This is a genomic window from Mesosutterella porci, from assembly GCF_022134585.1.
In the GTDB taxonomy this organism is placed as follows: Bacteria; Pseudomonadota; Gammaproteobacteria; order Burkholderiales; family Burkholderiaceae_F; genus Mesosutterella; species Mesosutterella porci.
Window position 1 is genome coordinate 1 of record NZ_JAKNCT010000002.1, and the last position, 20,749, is coordinate 20,749.

The 20,749-nt window shown below is 52.7% G+C and carries 19 protein-coding genes and 1 tRNA gene; all 20 read left to right on the top strand.

Translation table 11 applies throughout. The features are described 5' to 3' along the window. The first annotated feature begins 822 nt into the window (after positions 1-822). The 20 genes from mnmE to MAF45_RS01705 all read left to right on the top strand — a co-directional run bounded on the left by mnmE (position 823) and on the right by MAF45_RS01705 (position 20,252). Complete coding sequence (gene mnmE / locus MAF45_RS01610; RefSeq protein ID WP_237978025.1) at positions 823-2,181, top strand: tRNA uridine-5-carboxymethylaminomethyl(34) synthesis GTPase MnmE; 1,359 nt, start codon at positions 823-825, stop codon at positions 2,179-2,181. 90 nt (positions 2,182-2,271) lie between these two features. After that, positions 2,272-4,173, top strand: coding sequence for a tRNA uridine-5-carboxymethylaminomethyl(34) synthesis enzyme MnmG (gene mnmG / locus MAF45_RS01615; protein ID WP_237977811.1), 1,902 nt, complete (start codon positions 2,272-2,274; stop codon positions 4,171-4,173). Then, complete coding sequence (gene rsmG / locus MAF45_RS01620) at positions 4,170-4,823, top strand: 16S rRNA (guanine(527)-N(7))-methyltransferase RsmG (RefSeq protein ID WP_237977812.1); 654 nt, start codon at positions 4,170-4,172, stop codon at positions 4,821-4,823. Before mnmG ends, rsmG begins: the two co-directional genes overlap by 4 nt. A gap of 44 nt (positions 4,824-4,867) precedes the next feature. Beyond that, positions 4,868-5,518: a MarC family protein gene (locus MAF45_RS01625; protein ID WP_237977813.1), complete on the top strand. Its 651-nt coding sequence runs from the start codon at positions 4,868-4,870 to the stop codon at positions 5,516-5,518. Positions 5,519-5,532: 14 nt separating this feature from the next. Then, positions 5,533-6,327 carry a ParA family protein gene (locus MAF45_RS01630; protein WP_237977814.1) on the top strand — a complete coding sequence of 265 codons (795 nt, stop codon included), beginning with the start codon at positions 5,533-5,535 and terminating at the stop codon, positions 6,325-6,327. A gap of 14 nt (positions 6,328-6,341) precedes the next feature. After that, positions 6,342-7,253, top strand: coding sequence for a ParB/RepB/Spo0J family partition protein (locus MAF45_RS01635; RefSeq protein WP_237977815.1), 912 nt, complete (start codon positions 6,342-6,344; stop codon positions 7,251-7,253). A gap of 500 nt (positions 7,254-7,753) precedes the next feature. Continuing rightward, a complete protein-coding gene (gene atpB, locus MAF45_RS01640) occupies positions 7,754-8,581 on the top strand; it encodes a F0F1 ATP synthase subunit A (protein ID WP_237977816.1) in 828 nt (275 codons plus the stop codon). A gap of 62 nt (positions 8,582-8,643) precedes the next feature. Then, positions 8,644-8,883 (top strand): F0F1 ATP synthase subunit C, encoded by a 240-nt coding sequence (atpE, locus tag MAF45_RS01645; RefSeq protein ID WP_237977817.1) that lies wholly within the window; start codon positions 8,644-8,646, stop codon positions 8,881-8,883. Positions 8,884-8,963: 80 nt separating this feature from the next. After that, positions 8,964-9,434 carry a F0F1 ATP synthase subunit B gene (locus MAF45_RS01650; RefSeq protein WP_237977818.1) on the top strand — a complete coding sequence of 157 codons (471 nt, stop codon included), beginning with the start codon at positions 8,964-8,966 and terminating at the stop codon, positions 9,432-9,434. 3 nt (positions 9,435-9,437) lie between these two features. Further along, positions 9,438-9,992, top strand: a complete 555-nt coding sequence (locus MAF45_RS01655) for a F0F1 ATP synthase subunit delta (protein ID WP_237977819.1) — start codon at positions 9,438-9,440, stop codon at positions 9,990-9,992. 16 nt (positions 9,993-10,008) lie between these two features. Then, entirely contained in the window at positions 10,009-11,550 is a 1,542-nt protein-coding gene (gene atpA / locus MAF45_RS01660; protein ID WP_237977820.1) for a F0F1 ATP synthase subunit alpha, read from the top strand. A 27-nt stretch (positions 11,551-11,577) separates the two neighbouring features. After that, entirely contained in the window at positions 11,578-12,483 is a 906-nt protein-coding gene (atpG, locus tag MAF45_RS01665) for a F0F1 ATP synthase subunit gamma (protein ID WP_237977821.1), read from the top strand. A 33-nt stretch (positions 12,484-12,516) separates the two neighbouring features. Continuing rightward, the gene (gene atpD / locus MAF45_RS01670; RefSeq protein ID WP_237977822.1) at positions 12,517-13,920 is read left to right on the top strand and encodes a F0F1 ATP synthase subunit beta; all 1,404 of its coding nucleotides are present in this window, start codon (positions 12,517-12,519) and stop codon (positions 13,918-13,920) included. A gap of 51 nt (positions 13,921-13,971) precedes the next feature. Beyond that, positions 13,972-14,391: a F0F1 ATP synthase subunit epsilon gene (locus tag MAF45_RS01675; RefSeq protein ID WP_237977823.1), complete on the top strand. Its 420-nt coding sequence runs from the start codon at positions 13,972-13,974 to the stop codon at positions 14,389-14,391. A 213-nt stretch (positions 14,392-14,604) separates the two neighbouring features. Continuing rightward, complete coding sequence (locus tag MAF45_RS01680) at positions 14,605-14,919, top strand: hypothetical protein (protein WP_237977824.1); 315 nt, start codon at positions 14,605-14,607, stop codon at positions 14,917-14,919. Between the two features lie 24 nt (positions 14,920-14,943). After that, the gene (gene hemE / locus MAF45_RS01685) at positions 14,944-15,996 is read left to right on the top strand and encodes a uroporphyrinogen decarboxylase (protein ID WP_237977825.1); all 1,053 of its coding nucleotides are present in this window, start codon (positions 14,944-14,946) and stop codon (positions 15,994-15,996) included. A gap of 15 nt (positions 15,997-16,011) precedes the next feature. Beyond that, complete coding sequence (gene priA / locus MAF45_RS01690; protein ID WP_237977826.1) at positions 16,012-18,027, top strand: replication restart helicase PriA; 2,016 nt, start codon at positions 16,012-16,014, stop codon at positions 18,025-18,027. Positions 18,028-18,074: 47 nt separating this feature from the next. Continuing rightward, positions 18,075-18,149 (top strand) — tRNA-Arg (locus MAF45_RS01695). Positions 18,150-18,470: 321 nt separating this feature from the next. After that, positions 18,471-19,235, top strand: a complete 765-nt coding sequence (ubiE, locus tag MAF45_RS01700) for a bifunctional demethylmenaquinone methyltransferase/2-methoxy-6-polyprenyl-1,4-benzoquinol methylase UbiE (protein WP_237977827.1) — start codon at positions 18,471-18,473, stop codon at positions 19,233-19,235. A gap of 309 nt (positions 19,236-19,544) precedes the next feature. Then, complete coding sequence (locus MAF45_RS01705) at positions 19,545-20,252, top strand: Tim44 domain-containing protein (RefSeq protein ID WP_237978026.1); 708 nt, start codon at positions 19,545-19,547, stop codon at positions 20,250-20,252. Positions 20,253-20,749 lie beyond the last annotated feature (497 nt).

A 20,749-nucleotide genomic window follows, 5' to 3' on the forward strand; every position in this document is an offset into this window, starting at 1 on the left:
ATGCGGCAAGCGTTCGACAACAGCTTCTTCAAGCGGATGGGGCTTTTCAGCGTCATCAAGATGCAGTAAGCCCGCCTCTTACGTTTGAAAACCGCCGGATGCCGAACGGCATGTCCGCAGCCCTCACCGGGGCAATGCGGTGTAGGAGGGAGTAACCGTGAGGTCACTCTCTACCCGATCGTTTGGTTTGGGCCTGTCCTGCAGAGGAGAGTCTGGAATGTGAAGTGGATCCCGACGCCATCCAATATGCGTTTCCCCGCAAAGGAGGTAAAAGGAGCCTAATTAAAAGCACTGTGGCTGCTGAATGCAAATGCCACAATGCTGCAGGTGGGGAAGGATGCAGCAAGCATCGTTTATTGCTGCGGTTGGATTCGTTCAGAAGCCATTTGCGATTAAACTTCCCGCATTTCAGCGAGATGCCCGGAGCCTAGAACAATACAGGCGGGGCGGTTAGGCTGGTGGAGCTTTGCCTGGCAGAGTTCTCTTCGCTGGCTTCAAAAGCCGAATCTGAACTTCATGCGGGCAACCTGGCTGAAAGAACGCTTAAAAAACTCAGCCGGATGCGTGGAGCTCTGCCATGTGGTGGCAAGGCCTTATGAGCATCTTCACTTTCACAGGTGAAGCTGATGGCGCAGACAGAGGCTTTCTTGTGAAAAGCCACAGAAAAAAAACGTGAAGTCCTGCAGCCGGCATATTCGGTTTTATGGTGTTAAAACGGCAATAGCCTCCCATGCCGGAAGACTCTGTATGGGAGGCGGCGGGAGCAGGCTCGGGAAGTTACTGAGGCTCCTGCCTGATTCAAAGACAGGTGACGTAATCATGATGAGACAAGCAGAAGGAATCGTAGCAGTAGCGACCGCTCCTGGCAGAAGCGGAATTGGCGTTATCCGCTTTTCCGGCGCAGAGTCAGCCTCCCTTGGATTGATAAAGGGGATGACTGGCATCTCTTCGCCGCAGCCCAGGCATGCTTATTTCACCTCTGTTTTAGATATGGCGGGCAAAGTCCTTGATAAAGGGATTGTGATTTGGTTCAAGGCTCCTCATTCTTATACTGGTGAGGATGTGGTTGAATTTCAGGTTCATGGCAATCCAGTGCTTCTGAATCTGATCATCAAAAATATTCTTGCCTTCGATAATTCCGTGCGCTTGGCTGAACCAGGGGAATTTACAAAAAGAGCGTTTCTTAATGGGAGGCTGGATTTGGCTCAGGCGGAAGCGGTCATGGATTTCGTGAATGCGAGTTCCGAGAGTGCGTTGCGCGCCGCCAACCGTTCTCTCAGCGGCGGTTTTTCCAAAGAATGCGAACAGATTGAAGAGGAGCTGATTGAATTAAGGACTCAGGTTGAAGCGATTCTTGATTTTCCTGAGGAAGAGATTGATGCTCTTCAGGAGGGAAAGATTAACGAAAAAATAGGCGGGATCAGTGCTCATCTTCAAACAGTCATCCGAACAGCTGATCAAGGGCAGTTGCTGCAGGAAGGAGCTGTTGTCGTTCTGGTTGGAAGTCCTAATGTCGGGAAATCGAGCCTGCTGAATCGCCTTTCTGAAAAAGATGTGGCCATCGTGACAGAGGTTCCGGGAACTACCCGGGATTTGCTAGGGAACGCCATTTTGATTAATGGAGTTCGGGTTCAGCTGGTGGATACCGCTGGTCTGCGGCAGACCGACGATGTGGTTGAGTCCGCTGGAATCAGCAGGACATTGAAGCAGATAGAAAAGGCTGATATGGTTTTGCACCTCGAGGCATGCAATGTTTCCCAGTCTCCTTCTACGCTTGAGCTTATTCATGAGCACTTGCCCGAGGGTACGCCTGTGCTTCATGTGGTAAACAAAATTGATTTGCTTGAGGAGCCTTTTAAATCTTCGGCTGACAGAATCGGTATATCAGCTAAATTTGGGACTGGAATAGAAGATCTTAAGCGCGCGATTCTGAAAATTGTGGGTTTTGACGGTACCGTGCAATCTGTTTATATGGCCCGCAGAAGGCATCTCGAGGAACTTCGGAAGGCACAGAATCATGTCAGTCAGGCTAAGGACATATTGAATTCCTCTGCTAGGCAGCTGGACTTGGTGGCAGAGGAGCTCAGGCTTGCCGGTACTGCGATGGGACGGATCCTTGGAGAGTTTTCTTCTGACGATTTGCTTGGGAAAATTTTCAGTACATTCTGCATCGGCAAATAACTTTAGCTCTGTCTTTGCTGTATTGTTTCGGTGATGCACGCGAAGCAATGTTCCACGTGAAACAAGGCTATTGTCTTCTCTGAGGAAAAAATGGATTTTCCAATCGTGTTTGATGTCGTGGTAGTGGGTGGCGGCCATGCAGGAATAGAAGCGGCTCTGGTCTCAGCCAGAGCGGGCTGCAGAACTTTGCTACTGACGCACAATATGGACACCTTGGGGCAGATGTCCTGCAATCCATCGATTGGAGGCATTGGCAAGGGGCAGCTTGTTCATGAGATCGACGCTATGGGTGGTGCAATGGGGCGCGCCGCTGACTTGGCCGGAATTCAGATGCGTATTCTCAATGACTCAAAAGGGCCTGCCGTACGGTCTACGCGTGCTCAAATCGACCGTGAACTTTATAAGGCGGCGATGAGGTCATTTCTGGAAAATCAGGAGAATCTCTATATTTTCCAGGAAGCAGCGGATGATTTAATAGTCGTCAATGGACAAGCGGCTGGGGTAGTGTCAAAAACAGGGGTCCGATTTCATTCGGCCTGTGTTGTTATATGCTCGGGCACTTTTCTGCATGGCCTTATTCATGTCGGCCTTCAGCATTATCCAGCCGGCAGGATTGGAGATCCGCCTTCCATCAGACTTGCTGATCGCCTGATTGAACTTGGCATGCCGCAGGGGCGGCTGAAGACGGGAACTCCTCCCCGGATTGACGGAAGATCCATTAACTTCGATGAGTGCGAAAGGCAAGATGTCCCTGCGGAACCTTTGCCTTATTTTTCCTGGAAGGAAAATGTGCCTCACCCTCGCCAGCTGCCTTGCTTTATTACAAGGACTAATCCGAGGGTGCATGAGATTATCCTGGGTTCTCTTGACCGATCTCCCATTTATACGGGCGTAATTACCGGTGTCGGGCCGCGCTATTGCCCTTCTATTGAGACGAAAATCGTGAGATTTAAGGGCAAGGATAGCCATCAGGTTTTCCTCGAGCCCGAAGGGTTGCACAGCAACGTCTTCTATCCCAATGGCGTTTCGACGAGCCTGCCTTTTGATGTTCAACTGGAGATGGTGCACGCCATGAAGGGGCTCGAGAATGCTTATCTCCTGCGTCCTGGATATGCCATTGAATATGATTATTACGATCCGCGGGGGCTGAAGAAATCGCTCGAGACAAAGAAGATGCCGAATTTGTTTTTTGCCGGTCAGATCAACGGAACAACGGGCTATGAAGAGGCTGCAGCGCAGGGGCTTTTAGCAGGCATTAATGCAGCATTGAGAGCGAAGGGAAAGGATTCCTGGGTTCCCCGGCGAGACGAAGCATACCTAGGGGTCATGGTCGACGATTTGACCACCAAGGGTGTGACGGAACCCTACCGCATGTTTACTTCGAGGGCGGAATACCGACTTAATTTGCGAGAAGACAATGCCGACGCACGACTCACTCCTCAGGCGAGGAACCTGGGTGTCGTAACCAATGAGCAATGGGATTTTTTCTGCAGAAAACAGGAAGATGTTTCACGTGAAACACAGCGTCTCAAAACTACATGGGTTCACCCGTCGGAGTTGGAGCCAGGGGAAGCAGCTAGAGTGTTGGGATCAAACGTTGAACATGAATACTCCCTCAAGCAGCTTCTGTCCCGGCCTGAAGTACGCTATCGGGATTTAATGGGGCTTAAGTTGCACGAAGGCAGATCTCTTGCCCCGGATCGGGATCTGACGGACCGTGAGGTACGTGAAATTGAGATTGCTTTCAAATATGAAGGTTACATTGCCAGGCAGAAAGATGAGATCGACAGGGCTCTGAGGAATGAAATGCAGAGAATTCCTGCTGACTTAAATTACGATGATGTCCGGGGGCTTTCCTTTGAAGTAAGGGAGAAGCTGAAGGAAATTAAGCCGGAAACCATTGGGCAGGCCGGAAGGATTTCTGGAGTCACTCCGGCAGCAGTGTCTTTACTTTTGATTTACCTCTCAAAAAGTAAAAGGATGAGGGCATGAATGACGAAGCATTGAAAAAGCTGAGGCTTGGTCTCGATGATCTCGAGCTTTCGCTGTCCTCAGTCCAGCAGTCTGTTTTGCTGGATTACCTTGAGCTGCTCGCCCGATGGAATCGGGTTTTTAATCTGACTTCCATTGAGTCTGTTCAGGAAGGAGTGACGAGGCATCTGCTTGACTGTCTGTCCCTTGTTCCCTATCTCCGAGACAGGGGCGTGGCGGAGGATGCCAAGATTATCGACGTTGGGTCCGGCGGAGGCCTCCCGGCTGTTGTGTTGTCTGTCTGCTTTCCAAAGGCAGAAATTATTTCGATCGATGCTGTTGGGAAAAAAAGCAGGTTTGTCTCACAGGCTGCTGCCCAGCTGAGGTTACCCAATCTTCAGGCCGTTCATGCAAGGATAGAGGATTGCAGAGACCTTTCTGCTGATCTGGCCGTTTGTCGCGCGTTTTCCTCCCTTAGGCTTTTTCTTTCCCTAACAGAGCACTGCGTGCGGCTCGGCGGGACATGGATTGCCATGAAGGGCAAGAGGCCGGACAGCGAAATGAAGGATCTCCCTGAAAATTTCTTTGTAAGCGATGTCAGATACCCGGTCCGGGTGCCCGGGTTACAGGAAGATAGGACATTTGTGGAAATCAAAAGAAAGGGGACTTGAGAGGGGTCTGGGCTGTTCGCGTAGATCCTATGCCGGAGGTTTAAATGTTCGATACTTTTCTGCAGTCATTCCTGTTAGTGTTTGCCACATTCCTGCCTATCATGAACCCTTTCGGGGGAGCCATGTTTTTTTTAACCCTGACTCAGGGGGTCAGGGTCGACATGAGGGCGAGAATCACCAACAGGATGGCTCTCTTCTGCTTCATCGTTCTCATGGTTTCTATTTTTGCCGGTCGCCTCATTCTGTCCTTTTTTGGAATTTCTTTAGCGGTGCTTCAAGTTGGAGGCGGTCTTGTTCTTGTTTCAGCCGGGTGGCAGGCGCTTCATGCGCCTGTTCATACCGGGGATGTTGAAGACAAAGGCTTGTCTGATCGAAGCGACACTGAACTCATGTCCATGGCTTTTTATCCTCTGACCCTTCCTTTGACAACGGGGCCGGGAACAATTGCGGCGGCCGCAGCGATCGGATCTAGCCAGACGGGAAGCATTGCGACTATTTTCGGCTGCATCGCTGCTTCAATAGCCATTACGCTGCTCACATGGGTTTGTTTCCGCTTCAGTGACAAAATTCCTAAAGCTGTGGGTGCGGCTGGTGCGGATGCGTTGGCCAGGCTGTTTGCTTTCATCCTTGTATGCATTGGCATCAGCGTTTTCTGGCAAGGATTTTCTTCTCTTTGGACGACTCTTCCACAATAGGACAAGGCGCGAATATGGCTCGTATATTTTGTGTGGCTAACCAAAAGGGCGGTGTCGGGAAGACGACCACATGTATTAATCTGGCCGCAGCCCTGTCGCTAAAAGGGCAAAGAGTGCTGATGATTGATCTTGATCCCCAAGGCAACGGAACAATGGGAAGCGGGATAGATAAAAGAACACTGAAAAATTCCGTTTATCAGCTTTTAATCGGTTCCTCCAGGTTTGATGATGTCGTGGTGCGCGCTTTGCCGGAATATGCCAAAGGCAGCTATGACCTTCTGCCTTCTAACAGGGATCTGGCTGGAGCTGAAGTCGAGCTGGTAGACATTGCACACCGTGATTTTCGACTGAGAGACGAATTGGCCGAAAAACTGTCTGACTACGACTTCATCCTGATTGACTGTTCTCCCAGCATTTCGCTTTTGACGCTGAACGCACTTTGCTGCGCCCAGGGAGTCATTATTCCCATGCAGTGCGAGTACTTTGCTCTAGAAGGACTGACGGACCTGGTCGAGACAGTAAAATTTGTGCATCTGCAGAAAAACCGTTACCTTGACACCATTGGACTTCTGAGAGTGATGTTCGATTCACGCATTACCCTTCAGGAACAAGTGAGCGATCAGCTCAAAAGTCATTTCGGCGACCGTGTGTTTGATACAGTGATTCCGAGGAATGTCAGACTAGCGGAAGCTCCGAGTTACGGCGTTCCCGGCGTTTTGTATGACCCGTCCTGCAAGGGGGCCAAGGCTTACAAGGCGTTTGCTTCGGAAATCTTGGCTAAAACCAAAAGTCAGTCCACCCCCTCATAGTAAGGAGTTGAAAGATGGCGTTAAAAAGAAAGGCTCTAGGCAGAGGGCTCGGGGCGCTCGGACTCGGTAGCGCCAAGGAAATCTTTGACAATGAAGTTCCGGAAAAAGACAAAGGCGCGAATCCTGTACCTAAGGAAGGAGGCCTTGCTGAATTGCCGATAGATTGCCTGCAGCCCGGAAAGTATCAGCCGCGCACGCATATGGATCCCGAGTCGATTGCTTCATTGTCTGCGTCCATAAAATCCCAGGGGCTGATGTCGCCGCTTCTGGTCCGTTCGGTCGGGCCTCAGCGCTGGGAAATCATTGCCGGGGAAAGACGTTACCGCGCGGCCAAAATGGCTGGTATGAAAACCATACCCGTCATCATTCGGGATGTTCCGGATAAACAGGCTCTGTCTCTCTCGTTAATTGAAAACATACAAAGAGAGGGTCTCAACCCAATAGAAGAAGCTCAAGGGATGATCCGTCTGATGAAAGAGTTCAATATGACCCAGGATCAGATGTCTGAAGCTCTTGGGAAAAGCCGCCCGGCTATCTCCAATACTCTGCGGCTTCTTAAGCTGACTCCGCAGGTGCAGAACCTTCTGATGGCCGATAAGATCGATATGGGGCATGCGCGCGCGTTGATTCCCCTGAAGCCTGACGATCAGATTTTTGTCGCCAATCAGATTGTGATGAAAGGGCTGTCGGTCAGAGAGACGGAAAGGACCGTATCTGCTCTTTTGTCCGAGGGGCGTAAAAAGACAGTCAAAAAAACGGCCAAAAAAACGAGGGATATCCTTCATATAGAGGAGTCACTGTCCGATACATTCGGTGCTGAAGTGAAACTCTCCGCTGAAACTAGAGAAAAGGGTAAAATAACAATTAAATACACTAGCTTAGATCAATTAAACGAGCTGCTTGAACGTCTGGGGTATACCTCTTAAGAGGTGTTGCTGTTAGTCCGTGGTAGTTGTTTTTTGTTTCTTGTACTACTTCATATTGGTAGTTGTTGAAACAAACGCTTACTTTTAAAATTAGCTGGATTTTCTGGATGAAGGGCTCTTTTTGCGGTGTGGAAAGCGACGGATGGCATAATGCGTTGCTTTCCTATGTCTCGTGCGGCGCAGTGCTGGCGATAGCTGGTGGCGTTGCTGCCGGGTGGAACGGTTTTATTTCTTCCCTGCTAGCCTCGGGATCATATATTTTTCCTTCCGCTCTGCTTATGGCGGTGGTTGCTGCGGTAACCCCACGTCAGCCGCATATAGGGGCGGTTCTTCTCCAGATAGGGATTTTTGTTAGGACATTGACAGCGATAGGCCTCATGTGCCTTGCGGCTTGGTCTTACCAGAATCTCTGTTGGCCAGTGTTTCTAATTTCACTGTTCATAGTAGCTAGCGCTCCTATGGCAGGACAGCTTCTACTGAAGAAATAAGGAAAGGCTTTTATGTCCTCTCTTCCAACTGCCACTGAATATATTCGACATCACCTGGCGAACCTTGCCTCAAGCAAGCAGGCGTCTATTGTCGATTTTTCAGTTATTAACTACGATACGCTGTTCTTTTCCATCCTCATCATGGCCATTGCTCTGTGGCTCCTCTACAAGGCCGCCAACAAGGCAACGGATGGTGTTCCTGGAAAATGGCAGTGCGCTGTTGAGATGATGGTGGAGTTTGTGAATACGCAGGCCCGCACTCTCATTCACGGGGACAGGACCTTCATTGCTCCGCTCGGACTGACGGTTTTCGTCTGGGTGACCTTGATGAACTGCATCGACCTGCTTCCGGTCGATCTCCTTCCCAAGATTGCTTCTCTGCTCGGCTTTGAGCATCTCAGGCCTTTGCCGACAGCCGATTTGAACGGCACTCTCGGCATTTCCGTCGGCGTGCTGCTGCTCATGATTTATTACGGGTTTAAGGCTCACGGATTCGCCGGGTTCTTCAAGGGGCTGATCACAGCTCCGTTTGGTGCCAATCCGCTTCTTTGGCCTTTTAACCTGGTTCTCAATATCATCGAATATTTGGCCAAATGCGTTTCCCTTGGGATGCGACTGTTTGGCAATATGTATGCAGGCGAACTGCTGTTCTTCCTGCTGGCATTGTTGGGAGGCTACGCCCTCAGCTTCGGTGTTGTCGGCGGAACGCTCAGCACGCTCGGGCAGATTGTGGGAGGTCTTGGCTGGTGGCTTTTCCACGTTCTGATCGTTTTGTTACAGGCCTTCATTATGATGATGCTGACCTTGGTTTACTTGGGTCAGGCGCATGAAAGCCATTGATTTAACATTTTTTTGTTCAACTTCTTTACCTCTAACCAAGAAGATCTTAAGGAGTCTTTTAAATGACTAACGTTGCTCTCGTTGCCCTGGCTTGCGGCATTATCATTGCCCTTGGTGCCTGCGGTGCTTCTATCGGTATTGCCATTATGGGTGCGAAGTTCCTCGAATCTTCCGCGCGTCAGCCTGAGCTGATCGATACTCTCCAGACCAAGATGTTCATTCTGGCCGGCCTGATTGATGCTGCGTACCTGATCGGCGTTGGTATCGCCATGATGTTCGCCTTTGCGAATCCCTTCGTCTAAAAAGTTAAAAACACTTTTTAGTTTGTGTTGAACGCTGTTCCTTTAAGGGAACAGATGTTTAACCTTAATGGGACTCAATAATGAACATTAACGCCTCACTATTCGTGCAAATGGTCGTGTTCTTCCTGGGGGCCTGGGTCACCATGAAGTACATCTGGCCGCCGCTGATTCGCGCCATTGAGAATCGGCAGAAAAAGATCGCGGAAGGGCTGAGGGCTGCTGATCTTGGCCAGAGCGCTCTGGCTGAAGCAACGAAGAAGCAGCAGGCCGTTGAAGCTCAGGCTCGCGCTCAGGCTGTTGCGATTGTGGCTGATGGTGAAAAACGCGGCCAGAATATCGTTGAACAGGCTAAGACCCAGGCTCAGGTCGAGGCTGATCGCATTGTCAAAGCAGCCAATGAAGAAGCTGATCAGGAAATTGCCCGCGCCAAGGACGCCTTAAGAGATCAGGTGGCCCAGCTGGCGGTGCTTGGTGCTAAGCAGATTCTGAAGCGGGAAGTTAATGTGGAAACCCACAAAGCCCTGCTCGAAGAACTCAAAGCGAAGCTTTAAACCATGGCAGAAATTTCGACAATTGCACGGCCTTATGCCAAGGGTTTGTATCAGGCTCTTGAGGATCGCCACGCTTCCGTAGAGGAGCATAAGGCGGCCTTGGAAGCTGTGGAGAAGATCTCCAAGGTCATCGCCATGCCTGAGATTGCTCAGGTTTTCGGCGACCCGAAGCTTTCGTCTGAGCAAATCATTGATCTTATCCACAGCGTACTGCCGGAATCAGAAACTCCGAAAGAGGTCAACAACCTTCTTTCAGTGGTCTTGAAGAATGGCCGTATCGCAGCCTGGTCCAGCATTGCTGATGACTATCGTCAGCTCATTAATAGTGCTGAAGGAATTGCCGAAGCTTATATCGAGTCGGCTTTTGAAATGTCCAGTAGCGAGATTGAAGATCTTCTGAAGGCTCTTGCTCGGCATTTCCCCAACAAGAAGCTCGTCCCCCACGTCACGATCAATCGTGACTTGATTGGCGGGGTGCGCATTCGCGTTGGCGATCAGGTTCTTGATGGTTCGATCAGTGCACGTCTTGAACAAATGAAGACGGCTCTCACCGCATAAATTCCGGAGCTGAATAATGCAACTCAATCCTAGTGAAATCAGTGATTTGCTGAAGAAGCGGATCGAAGACCTCGGGGTCTCGGCCGATCTTCGTACGCAGGGCACCGTGATTTCCGTTACCGACGGCATCGTCCGCATTCACGGTCTTTCCGACGTGATGCAGGGCGAAATGCTTGAATTTCCAGGCAACACCTACGGCCTGGCGCTTAATCTGGAGCGTGATTCAGTCGGCGCGGTGATTCTCGGTGAATATACCCATATTTCCGAAGGCGATACAGTTCGTACGACGGGACGCATTCTGCAGGTTCCCGTTGGACCCGAGCTGATTGGCCGTGTTGTTAACGCGCTGGGTCAGCCTATTGACGGCAAAGGCCCAATCAATGCCAAGCAGTACGACGTCGTTGAAAAAATCGCTCCGGGCGTGATCGAGCGCCAGTCTGTGTCTGAACCTGTTCAGACCGGTCTGAAATCGATTGACTCCATGGTGCCGATCGGACGCGGACAGCGCGAACTGATCATTGGCGACCGCCAGACGGGCAAGACTGCCGTTGCTCTGGACACCATCATTAATCAGAAGGGCAAGCACCTGACCTGCATTTATGTGGCTATTGGTCAGAAGGCTTCCACCGTTGCGAACGTTGTTCGTCAGCTCACCGAACACGGCGCAATGGACTATACGATTGTGGTGGCTGCTACGGCTTCTGAAGCCGCCGCTTTGCAGTACATCGCTCCGTACGCGGGTGCCACCATGGGTGAGTATTTCCGCGACAGAGGCCAGGATTCTCTGATTGTTTATGACGACCTGACCAAGCAGGCTTGGGCCTACCGCCAGATATCTCTGCTTCTGCGTCGTCCGCCGGGACGCGAAGCCTACCCGGGCGATGTGTTCTATCTGCATTCCCGCCTGCTTGAGCGGGCTGCTCGAGTCAATGCGGAATATGTGGAGCGCTTCACCAAGGGTGAGGTCAAGGGTAAGACCGGTTCGATGACTGCGCTGCCGATCATTGAAACCCAGGCCGGTGACGTGACCGCCTTTGTTCCGACGAACGTTATTTCCATTACTGACGGCCAGATCTTCCTTGAAACGGATCTGTTCAATGCAGGTATCCGTCCGGCTATCAACCCGGGCATTTCCGTTTCTCGCGTGGGCGGCGCTGCTCAGACGAAGATCATTAAGAAGCTGGGCGGCGGCGTGCGCTTGGCTCTGGCTCAGTATCGTGAACTGGCTGCTTTTGCTCAGTTTGCATCCGATCTGGACGAGACAACCCGCAAGGAACTGGAACGCGGCCGCGTTGTTACGGAACTGATGAAGCAGCCTCAGTATCATCCGCTTCAGGTTTGGGAAGAAGCTCTGGTGCTGTTCTCCGTCAACATCGGGTTCTATGACAACGTCAAGGTGAAGGACGCTCTCCGCGTTCAGGACGCCATGCGCGACTATATGCAGGAGCACTACAAGGAGCTTGTTGACCGCATCGAGGAAAAGAAGGTTCTTGACAAGGAAGATGCCTCTGCTCTCGAAGCTGCGATTAACGAGTTCAAGAAGAACGGTGCTTTTTAAAAGCGACAAGCGATCTTAGAGGACCCAATGCCAAGCACAAAAGAAATACGCTTAAAGATCAAGAGCGTAAACAATACGCGCAAGATCACTAACGCGATGCAGATGGTGGCGGCCTCGAAAATGCGCAAGGCGCAGGATCGTATGTTTGCGGCGCGTCCGTATGGAGAGGATATTCGCAGGATTATTTCTCATCTTGCCTCCTCTCATACGGATTACCGCCATCCGTTCCTCGCTTCGCATAATGACGCCAAAAAAATTGGCCTTATCCTCATTACGACGGATAAGGGCTTGGCCGGTGCGTTGAACACAAACATTCTGCGCGACACCCTGACCCACATCAAGCAGTGGAATGCCGATGGCAATGAGATTTTCGCCACTGCGATCGGCAACAAAGGCCTGGGTTTCCTGCAGAGGTTGGGAATGCCGGTGCAAAGTCAGGTGATCGCGCTGGGTGACAAGCCCAACCTTGACCGACTGATTGGTGCCATTCGAGTCCAGTTTGAAGCCTATGCAAAGGGCGAGGTGTCTGCTGTGTACCTTGCCTACACGCGTTTTATCAATGCGATGAAGCAGGAGCCGGTTTTTGAGCAGCTTTTGCCTCTGCCGACAAGCGAGATGCTGGCAGGAGAGCCTCAAAAGCAGGGCGCTGCTGATTCTCAGGGACCGCACTACACCCGAGACTATGAATATGAACCTAGCGCTCAGGCCGTGCTGGATCTATTGCTGAACCGATACGTTGAAGCGCTTATTTATCAGGCTGTTGCTGAAAATATGGCCTCTGAGCAGAGTGCCCGCATGGTGGCCATGAAGGCCGCTACGGACAATGCGAAGAAACTGGCCGATGAGCTCCAGCTTGTCTTCAATAAGACGCGTCAGGCCGCCATCACGAAGGAAATTACCGAAATCGTGGGCGGCGCTGCTGCTGTGTCTTGACGCTAAGGATTTGAAACTGAGGATTATCCAATAATGAATATCGGACAAATCATTCAGGTTATCGGCGCTGTGGTGGACGTTCAGTTCCCGCGCGACCAGATGCCGAAAGTTTATGAAGCCCTCGTTTTGGAGCACGACGAGAGCAACAAGCTTGCTGAAGAGGGGCTGACCTTCGAGGTGGAGCAGCAGCTTGGCGACGGAGTGGCCCGCTGCATTGCCATGGGCTCTTCCGATGGCCTTCAGCGCGGCATGAAGGTGCGCGCTACGGGTCACGAAATCTCCGTGCCTGTGGGCGAGGGCACCCTCGGCCGCATTATGAATGTGCTGGGCAAGCCGATTGATGAACAGGGCGAAATCAAGGCTGATCGCCGTATGCCTATTCATCGTCTGGCCCCGAAGTTCGATGAACTGAGTCCTTCCGTTGAGCTGCTGGAAACTGGCATCAAGGTGATTGACCTGATCTGCCCGTTTGCCAAGGGCGGCAAGGTCGGCCTGTTCGGCGGTGCCGGCGTGGGCAAGACCGTCAACATGATGGAGTTCATCAACAACATCGCCAAGGCCTATGGCGGTTACTCGGTTTTCGCTGGCGTGGGCGAACGTACCCGTGAAGGCAACGACTTCTATCATGAAATGGAAGGCGCGAAGGTTCTGGACAAGGTGGCCATGGTGTTCGGCCAGATGAACGAACCTCCGGGAAACCGTCTCCGTGTGGCTCTGACCGGTCTGACGATGGCAGAAGCGTTCCGCGACGAAGGCAAGGACATTCTGCTCTTCATCGATAACATTTACCGCTACACCCTGGCTGGCACGGAAGTGTCTGCTCTGCTCGGGCGCATGCCGTCTGCCGTGGGCTATCAGCCGACTCTGGCTGAGGAAATGGGCCGCCTGCAGGAGCGCATTGCTTCGACTAAGGTTGGATCGATTACCTCCGTTCAGGCTGTGTATGTGCCTGCTGACGACTTGACCGATCCGTCACCTGCCACCACCTTCCTGCACTTGGACGCCACGATCGTTCTGTCGCGTGAAATCGCCTCTCTGGGTATTTACCCGGCAGTCGATCCGCTGGACTCTACTTCCCGCCAGGTAGACCCCAACATCATCGGCGAAGAGCATTACAACACGACTCGTCGTGTTCAGGAAACCCTGCAGCGCTACAAGGAACTGCGCGACATCATCGCCATTCTCGGTATGGATGAACTCGCTCCTGAGGATAAGCTGACGGTTTCCCGCGCTCGTAAGATCCAGAGGTTTATGTCTCAGCCTTTCCATGTGGCCGAAGTGTTCACTGGAAATCCGGGGAAGTATGTTCCTCTGAAGGAAACCATTCGCGGCTTCAAGATGATTGTTGACGGCGAATGCGATGAGCTGCCGGAGCAGGCTTTCTACATGGTCGGCACCATCGATGAGGCTTTTGAAAAAGCCAAGACCTTGAAATAATGGCAAGGCCGGGCTTGAACACCCGGCCGGACTCGACAGCGGGGCTACTTGATGAAAACGATAAGAGTAGATGTCGTCAATGCGGAGAAGCATATTTTCTCCGGTGACGCTAAATTTGTTGCGCTGCCCGGTGTTGAAGGCGAATTAGGCGTTCTGCCAGGACATGTTCCGTTTATTACCAGGATCAAGCCCGGTTTTGTCAGAGTGACAATGCCGGATGATCCTGAAGTGAAGAGGATTTTTGTCGCCGGCGGAATTCTGGAGGTTCAGCCTGACATTGTCACGGTTTTGGCCGACACTGCCGTTCGCAGTGAAGACTTGGACGAGGCTAAGGCGAAGAAAGCCCTTGAGGAAACCAAGGAGCTACGCAAGAATGCCAAGGGTGACCTTGAGATCGCGCGCCTTGAAGCAGAGATGCTAGCCTTGTCTGCCGAGCTTAAGATTATTCAGAAGCTGTCGGCGAAGCGTTGACAGAGGCAAAAGCATCAGCAAATACTAAATTCCCTGTGTCCTGATATTTCAGGAGTTCGGGGGGTGAAGGGCAAGAGGGCATCGTGAATTATTCACGATGCTTTTTTGCTATCGGGGCTCGGTCCTGTGAGTCTAGGAGCGGGCGTTCTCCCTCTTCGTAGTCCGCGAGACGGAGGCTTCGCCTCCGGAACTATGTTGCGCAGGCTCTCTGTTATGTTGAAATTTGTTTTCAACTCGCGGAAGGCTCTGTTCATCATGCAGGGTTCTTTTTCCTGCCCTCCACAAGGACCGAAGGCCCGCCAATCTCTCATTCTCGCGGTTGCCAAATCCGCCGCGTTCGTCTTTCACTTCCGGCGGTCGGGATTGGTCAGCCGGTTTCCTTTCTCGGGCTGGCACGCCTTTTTCCTGTTCGCCCTGAGGCTGACCGTCATCTACAGCCGGACCCAGTCTGATAAAGTTACCGTTGCTGGCTTTGTTTTTTTAAGGCTATTTCCCTGGTTGCGGGGGGGTGCCGTTATTGCTCGATAATGTCTCGTGACTATGAAACCTTTAATGAATGATGTTCTTCTTAGAGCTTTGCTGAGGCAGCCTGTCCCCTATACGCCTGTGTGGTTGATGAGGCAGGCGGGAAGGTTCTTGCCTGAATATAGGGCGCTTCGTGCGAAAAGCGGCAGCTTTCTAGCTATGGCCCATTCGCCTGACTTGGCAACGGAGGTCACGCTCCAGCCAGTCGAACGCTTTAATCTGGATGCTGCGATTTTGTTTTCGGATATTCTGACTATTCCAGAAGCAATGGGGCTGGGTTTGAGGTTCGAAAACGGCGTCGGGCCTGTTTTTGAAAAGCCCCTCCAGGATGAAAAGACTGTGCGCATGCTCCAGCCGGTGGACTTGGAAAAGCTCTCCTATGTTATGGACGCCGTATCTAGCATACGCAGGGCTCTGTCATCCAGGGTGCCGCTGCTTGGATTCTCAGGGAGCCCTTTTACGCTTGCCTGCTACATGATTGAAGGCAGGGGGAGCCGGAACTGGCTGACTGTGAAACGCATGATGTATGCCAGGCCAGATTTGTTTGAGCACATCATCAACGTCAATGTGGACTCAGTAGCAGCCTATCTTGCGGCGCAAATCTCTGCTGGCGCCCAAGCCGTTCAGATTTTTGACACCTGGGGAGGATGCCTGTCTGCGGAGATGTTTAGAAGGTACTCTCTGGAAAGTATGCGCCGCGTGATAGAGAGGCTGCCCAAAGAGCACGAAGGACGGCGGGTTCCTGTCATTGTGTTTACCAAGGGAGGCGGGCTTTGGGTTCGGGATCTCGCAGGCATCGGAGCAGACGCTGTCGGACTGGACTGGTGCGTGAGTTTGTCTGAGGTGCGCAAAGCTGTTTCGGATAAGGTTGCCCTTCAAGGCAATCTTGACCCCGCAGTCCTGCTGGCGGGCGAGACCGTCGTTCGGCAGGAGGCCCGGAAGGTGCTGGAATCCTATGGCCCTGTGGATGGCGGCGGACATGTGTTTAATTTGGGACATGGAGTAGATATTCAAACTCCGGTAGAGGCAGTAGCAGCGCTGGTTGATGAAGTGCATTCGTACAGCCGCCGCTTCCATTAAGAGAGGTCAGGACATATGGCTGCTGACCAGTACGCCCAGGTGATCGTCGATGTCGCGGGCCTGCCGCCTCTGGATTACTTGGTGCCGCAGGAAATGCTGGTGGCCGTCGGTGATCTTGTCCTTGTGCCGGTAGGCAGACGAAAAACAGCCGGCCTGGTTGTTGGTCTGAAGCCATGGACGGACATTGAGCGGAGGAAGCTCAGGGCAGTGAGCTGCGTCCTCAACGATTTCTCGCCCCTGCCTGCAGAGTGGCTGTCATGGACGCATTTTGCGGCCGAATACTACTGCAGGACATGGGGAGAAGTGGCTCTCCCAGGCATCCCTGCCTTTTTCAGGAAAAAAGGGGGGGGCCGGCATGAGCTGTCCATGCAGCGGCTGAGGAGCCTGCCGGCTCTGCCGGAAAAGGAGTGCCCGCCGGAGCCTTCATTAAATGCAGAGCAACTGCGCGCCGTGCAGTCCGTCACCGGCAGCAAGGGATTTGTCCCCTGGCTGTTGTACGGCGTGACCGGTTCCGGAAAGACAGAGGTTTATCTTCAGATTATGAAGAGAATTCTGAGTCAGACCGGCGGGGCGCAGGCTCTGCTGCTGGTTCCAGAAATCAACCTGACGCCGCAGCTGTTTTCTCGAGTGAGAAGCCATTTTCCTCATGACCAGATAGTTACCTTGAATTCTGAACTAGCTCCGGGAGAGCGGGCCCGGTCGTGGCTTGCCATCCATGAAGGGCGGGCGAGGATCCTTGTCGGAACGCGTTTGGCTGTTTTTGCTAGTTTCCATGATCTACGACTGATCGTCGTTGACGAAGAGCATGACTTGTCCTACAAGGCTTCCGACGGAGCGAGGTTCTCTGCCAGAGACTTGGCGGTCAAAAGGGCGCAGGATCTTCAGATACCGATAGTCTTAGGTTCCGCTACGCCGTCCTTGGAAAGCTGGGAGCTTGCAAAAAAGGGAAAGTACAAGCTACTTGAGCTGAAGCAGAGGGCAGTCCCCAAAGCCTCTTTCCCGGACCTGCGTCTAATTGAGCTGAACAAAAAGACCTCTGAAGGATTGACTGAGGAGGTGCAGCGCGAAATTTCTCAGGCCCTGCTCAGAAAAGAGCAGGTTTTGGTGTTTCTCAATCGCAGAGGATATTCCCCCAGCCTCTGTTGCCCTTCCTGCGGCTGGATTTCGGCTTGTCCGCACTGTTCAGCCTACATGGTGTTCCATAAGGATATCCGCAGGCTAGTCTGTCACCACTGCGGCTATTCGCGCCCTGTTCCTGAACGCTGTCCCAGTTGCGGAGCGGCGGATATTATCCCGGTGGGATCCGGAACGCAGAGAATTGAAGAGGTTCTGTCAAAGCTGTGGCCGCAGGCCAGAGTGCTGCGCATTGACCGGGACAGTTTGAAAACCAAGAGGGAGACGGACAAAGCTTTTCATGAGGTTCATGCCGGCAGAGTGGACATTTTGGTTGGCACACAGATGATTTCCAAGGGACATGATTTCAAGAACGTTTCCCTTGTTGTAGTGCTGAACTCAGACGCCCAGCTTGTTTCGACGGACATTCGGGCTAAGGAAAGGCTGTTTTCAACACTAATGCAGGTCTCGGGCCGTGCGGGCCGGGCCGGCGGCAGAAGTCTGGTGCTGGTGGAAACCCGTTTTCCCAAGGATATAGTGTTCTCGTTTCTCAAAAAATACGACTATCCTGGATTTGCAGATGCTCTGCTTAAAGAACGCAGGGAAGCCGGGGGTCCTCCTTTTACCTATCAGGCCATGTTCACAGCGGATCATGAGGATTTGGACCAGGCAATGGCTTGTCTCCAGAAAATTACGGAAGAAGGGTTGCAGATTTTGAAAAGAGATTTTCAGGACTCAGACATCGTTCTGTATGATCCGGTGCCGATGCCGCTGGTCAAGGTAGCCAACAGAAATCGTGCTCAGCTGTTGGTGGAAAGTAGTTCGAGAAGGCGGCTCCATGCGTTTCTGAAAGCTTTGCCTGTTCCTGATTTCCATAATGGAAACATTGTGTTGGAAATAGATCCTGTTAGATTTTGATCCTCACATTAGCATTAAGACAAATATTTATTTATAATTACACGCCTGCCTCCGTAGTGAAACGGATCTCACGCAGCCCTCCGAAGGCTGAATTGAAGGTTCGACTCCTTCCGGAGGCACCACATTTTCAATGATGTCAGGGGTTCCAATGCGGCTGCAGCCTCTCACAGGCCGCGCATGCTTTCCGCTGCGGCCCTGACTTTTCGCCGGAAGCTTCCGGCATGCATGAATCGCAGCCTGGTATTCTCAATCCAGTTGCTTACGCCCATCCTGTCTGGACGGGTATTTTTTACTCTTCTCTCGAACGCTTGCCGTCCTCACTTTCAGAAAAAAATGCCCGTTGGCCGGCGGGGAAGCCACCGCGACGGCGTGGGTGCTGTCTTGAAGCCTGAAGGGCGGGTAAAGTTCGGAGTTGGCGGCATTTCGATGGGACCGGAAGGCTTATGGCGGCAAACGATCATTCGCAAGAGCAAAATCAAGAGCAGACGGACTTTGGCTTTGCTGAGGTACGTGAGTCGGAAAAGGAAGGTCGGGTAAAGGAAGTTTTCGATTCCGTTGCGCCAAAATACGACCTGATGAATGACGTCCTGTCTTTCGGGATGCACCGGCTCTGGAAAAAATATGCCGTGATGAAGGCGGCGGCAAGGCCGGGTATGAAGGTTCTGGACATTGCTTCGGGTACGGCGGATCTGGCCCTGCAGTTTGCCGGGAAGTGCGCCCCGGGAGGCGAGGTCTGGGCGACCGATATCAATCGGGAAATGCTGACAATAGGCGCCCACAGGCTCGCCGCACACGGTAGCCACTGTCAGGTGGTGCTTTGCGACAGCGAGCAGCTGCCCTTTCCGGACGATTATTTTGATGTTGTCATGGTTTCCTTCGGCCTTCGCAACATGACGCACAAAGGCCGTGCGCTCGAGGAGATGTGCCGTGTGACAAAGCCCGGCGGCCGGACGCTTGTGCTGGAATTTTCGAAGTGCGCCCGCTGGTTTGCACCTTTTTACGATTTTTACTCTTTTAAATTTATGCCTTGGTTAGGATCTAAGATAGCCGGCGACAGGGACAGTTACGAATATCTGGTGGAATCCATCCGACGGCATCCCCCTCAGGCAGAGCTCGCCAGGATGATGAGCGAAGCAGGTTTTGGGCGCGTGACCTGGAAAAATCTTACATTTGGTGTATGTGCCCTGCATACAGGGGAAAAATTCTAATAATTCATAAGGCAGTTCTGTTTTAGTTTTATTCAACCGTAAGAGGAAAAGATGATGAAAAAGTGGTTTCCCCTTTTAGCGGCCGGCCTCATGGCTTTCGCTTTGGCTACGAACGCTGATGCGGCCAAGCGCTTTGGCGGCGGGATGAGCTTTGGCAGACCGGCCCCGGCTCAGATGGCCCCCGCGAACAGGGGAAGCGGCATTCAGCCGGCTCCGGCTCAAAGGCCCCAGGCTGCTCCTCAGCAGCAAAAGGCGGCCCCTGCCGGAGCGGCTCCTGCAGCGGCCAAACCGGCCAGCCCTTTGCGAGGCATGCTGATGGGGGCGGCTGCGGCCCTGGGTATCGCAGCCCTTGCTCATTATTTGGGCATCGGCTCGGAACTAGGAACTATTTTGTTGATGGCCTTGTTGTTTTTTGCAGGGCTTGCATTGCTGAAGGTTTTGTTTGGACGCAAGCAGCTGCGTCCTGCTGCGCAGCGCGCCTCAGTCCAGAACGCCTCTGTGCTTCGGCAGGAACCCAGCGTTCCTGAGCGCGGTCCGGAATCTGATCGGTCCGGCGCAGCTTATTTCCAAGGCAACAGGGCTCAGGCCGGCTCCGTGCTTGATGAGTTTTCCAAGGGGGCTACTCAGCCCCTTTCCTCGCTTCCCGAAGGTTTCGACAAAACCGCTTTTCTGGACGAGTGCAAGAAAAATTTCACCAGGCTTCAGCAGGCCTGGAGCACCGGAAACGTTCTTCAGCTGAGTGAGTTTTGCACGGACGAGGTATTTACTGTTCTTACCCATCAGTTGCGCGACAGGCACGGGGAAAAGCTCGATATTTCCGTTCTGTCGCTGAATGCAGAGCTGTCGGGCCTGACAACCGAGGGCGACACTTATTTGGCAGCGGTTCATTTTACCGGCAGGGTGAATGTTTCCTGTGAAGTGGAGGAGGTCAATGAAATCTGGTCTCTGGAGCGCCCTGTGGCGGACCAGAATCAGGGCTGGCTGCTGGCCGGCATACAGCAGGTGGCAGAGTCCTGATCTTTTCCGTTGCGTAAAATCGTTCGTCTGACACGAAGGCCCGCGCCATTCTGCATGGCGCGGGCCTTTTGAGTGGTGCGCCCAGCAGCGCACGTGTGACCAGTGGTGAAAGTCCACCGTCCGCCCGATCGAGGGAAGGACTAGCGACTCGGCAGAGTCAGGGAGGTAACAAACTGATGAAGGAAGCCGATAGCAAAACGTCAGCCTGACGAACAGGAACTGGATATGAGGCGACGACTCCGGGAGAGCAGGCCACATTCTGTTAACCCCATATCGATACGGAAGGAGCCGGCGTAGATCCAGCAGGCAGGACGCAAAGCGCACGTGTGAGACCTGGGGAGATCCTTGGCGGTGCCGCAGGGCTGCCGCGGTCGAGAGGCCAAGGCATATCGACAAGGAAGTCAGCAGAGGCCGTAGTAGGCGGAAGCGCCGAAGGGCCGAATTCGAACTTGCAAGTAGAGCGTACAGCTCTCCCGAACCCGGCGACAGCAGCTGTA

Excerpts from the sequence above, each read along its gene's own strand:
- mnmE (WP_237978025.1), top strand. The coding sequence starts at position 823 with ATGAGACAAGCAGAAGGAATCGTAGCAGTAGCGACCGCTCCTGGCAGA.
- mnmG (WP_237977811.1), top strand. The coding sequence starts at position 2,272 with ATGGATTTTCCAATCGTGTTTGATGTCGTGGTAGTGGGTGGCGGCCAT.
- rsmG (WP_237977812.1), top strand. The coding sequence starts at position 4,170 with ATGAATGACGAAGCATTGAAAAAGCTGAGGCTTGGTCTCGATGATCTC.
- MAF45_RS01625 (WP_237977813.1), top strand. The coding sequence starts at position 4,868 with ATGTTCGATACTTTTCTGCAGTCATTCCTGTTAGTGTTTGCCACATTC.
- MAF45_RS01630 (WP_237977814.1), top strand. The coding sequence starts at position 5,533 with ATGGCTCGTATATTTTGTGTGGCTAACCAAAAGGGCGGTGTCGGGAAG.
- MAF45_RS01635 (WP_237977815.1), top strand. The coding sequence starts at position 6,342 with ATGGCGTTAAAAAGAAAGGCTCTAGGCAGAGGGCTCGGGGCGCTCGGA.
- atpB (WP_237977816.1), top strand. The coding sequence starts at position 7,754 with ATGTCCTCTCTTCCAACTGCCACTGAATATATTCGACATCACCTGGCG.
- atpE (WP_237977817.1), top strand. The coding sequence starts at position 8,644 with ATGACTAACGTTGCTCTCGTTGCCCTGGCTTGCGGCATTATCATTGCC.
- MAF45_RS01650 (WP_237977818.1), top strand. The coding sequence starts at position 8,964 with ATGAACATTAACGCCTCACTATTCGTGCAAATGGTCGTGTTCTTCCTG.
- MAF45_RS01655 (WP_237977819.1), top strand. The coding sequence starts at position 9,438 with ATGGCAGAAATTTCGACAATTGCACGGCCTTATGCCAAGGGTTTGTAT.
- atpA (WP_237977820.1), top strand. The coding sequence starts at position 10,009 with ATGCAACTCAATCCTAGTGAAATCAGTGATTTGCTGAAGAAGCGGATC.
- atpG (WP_237977821.1), top strand. The coding sequence starts at position 11,578 with ATGCCAAGCACAAAAGAAATACGCTTAAAGATCAAGAGCGTAAACAAT.
- atpD (WP_237977822.1), top strand. The coding sequence starts at position 12,517 with ATGAATATCGGACAAATCATTCAGGTTATCGGCGCTGTGGTGGACGTT.
- MAF45_RS01675 (WP_237977823.1), top strand. The coding sequence starts at position 13,972 with ATGAAAACGATAAGAGTAGATGTCGTCAATGCGGAGAAGCATATTTTC.
- MAF45_RS01680 (WP_237977824.1), top strand. The coding sequence starts at position 14,605 with ATGTTGAAATTTGTTTTCAACTCGCGGAAGGCTCTGTTCATCATGCAG.
- hemE (WP_237977825.1), top strand. The coding sequence starts at position 14,944 with ATGAATGATGTTCTTCTTAGAGCTTTGCTGAGGCAGCCTGTCCCCTAT.
- priA (WP_237977826.1), top strand. The coding sequence starts at position 16,012 with ATGGCTGCTGACCAGTACGCCCAGGTGATCGTCGATGTCGCGGGCCTG.
- ubiE (WP_237977827.1), top strand. The coding sequence starts at position 18,471 with ATGGCGGCAAACGATCATTCGCAAGAGCAAAATCAAGAGCAGACGGAC.
- MAF45_RS01705 (WP_237978026.1), top strand. The coding sequence starts at position 19,545 with ATGCTGATGGGGGCGGCTGCGGCCCTGGGTATCGCAGCCCTTGCTCAT.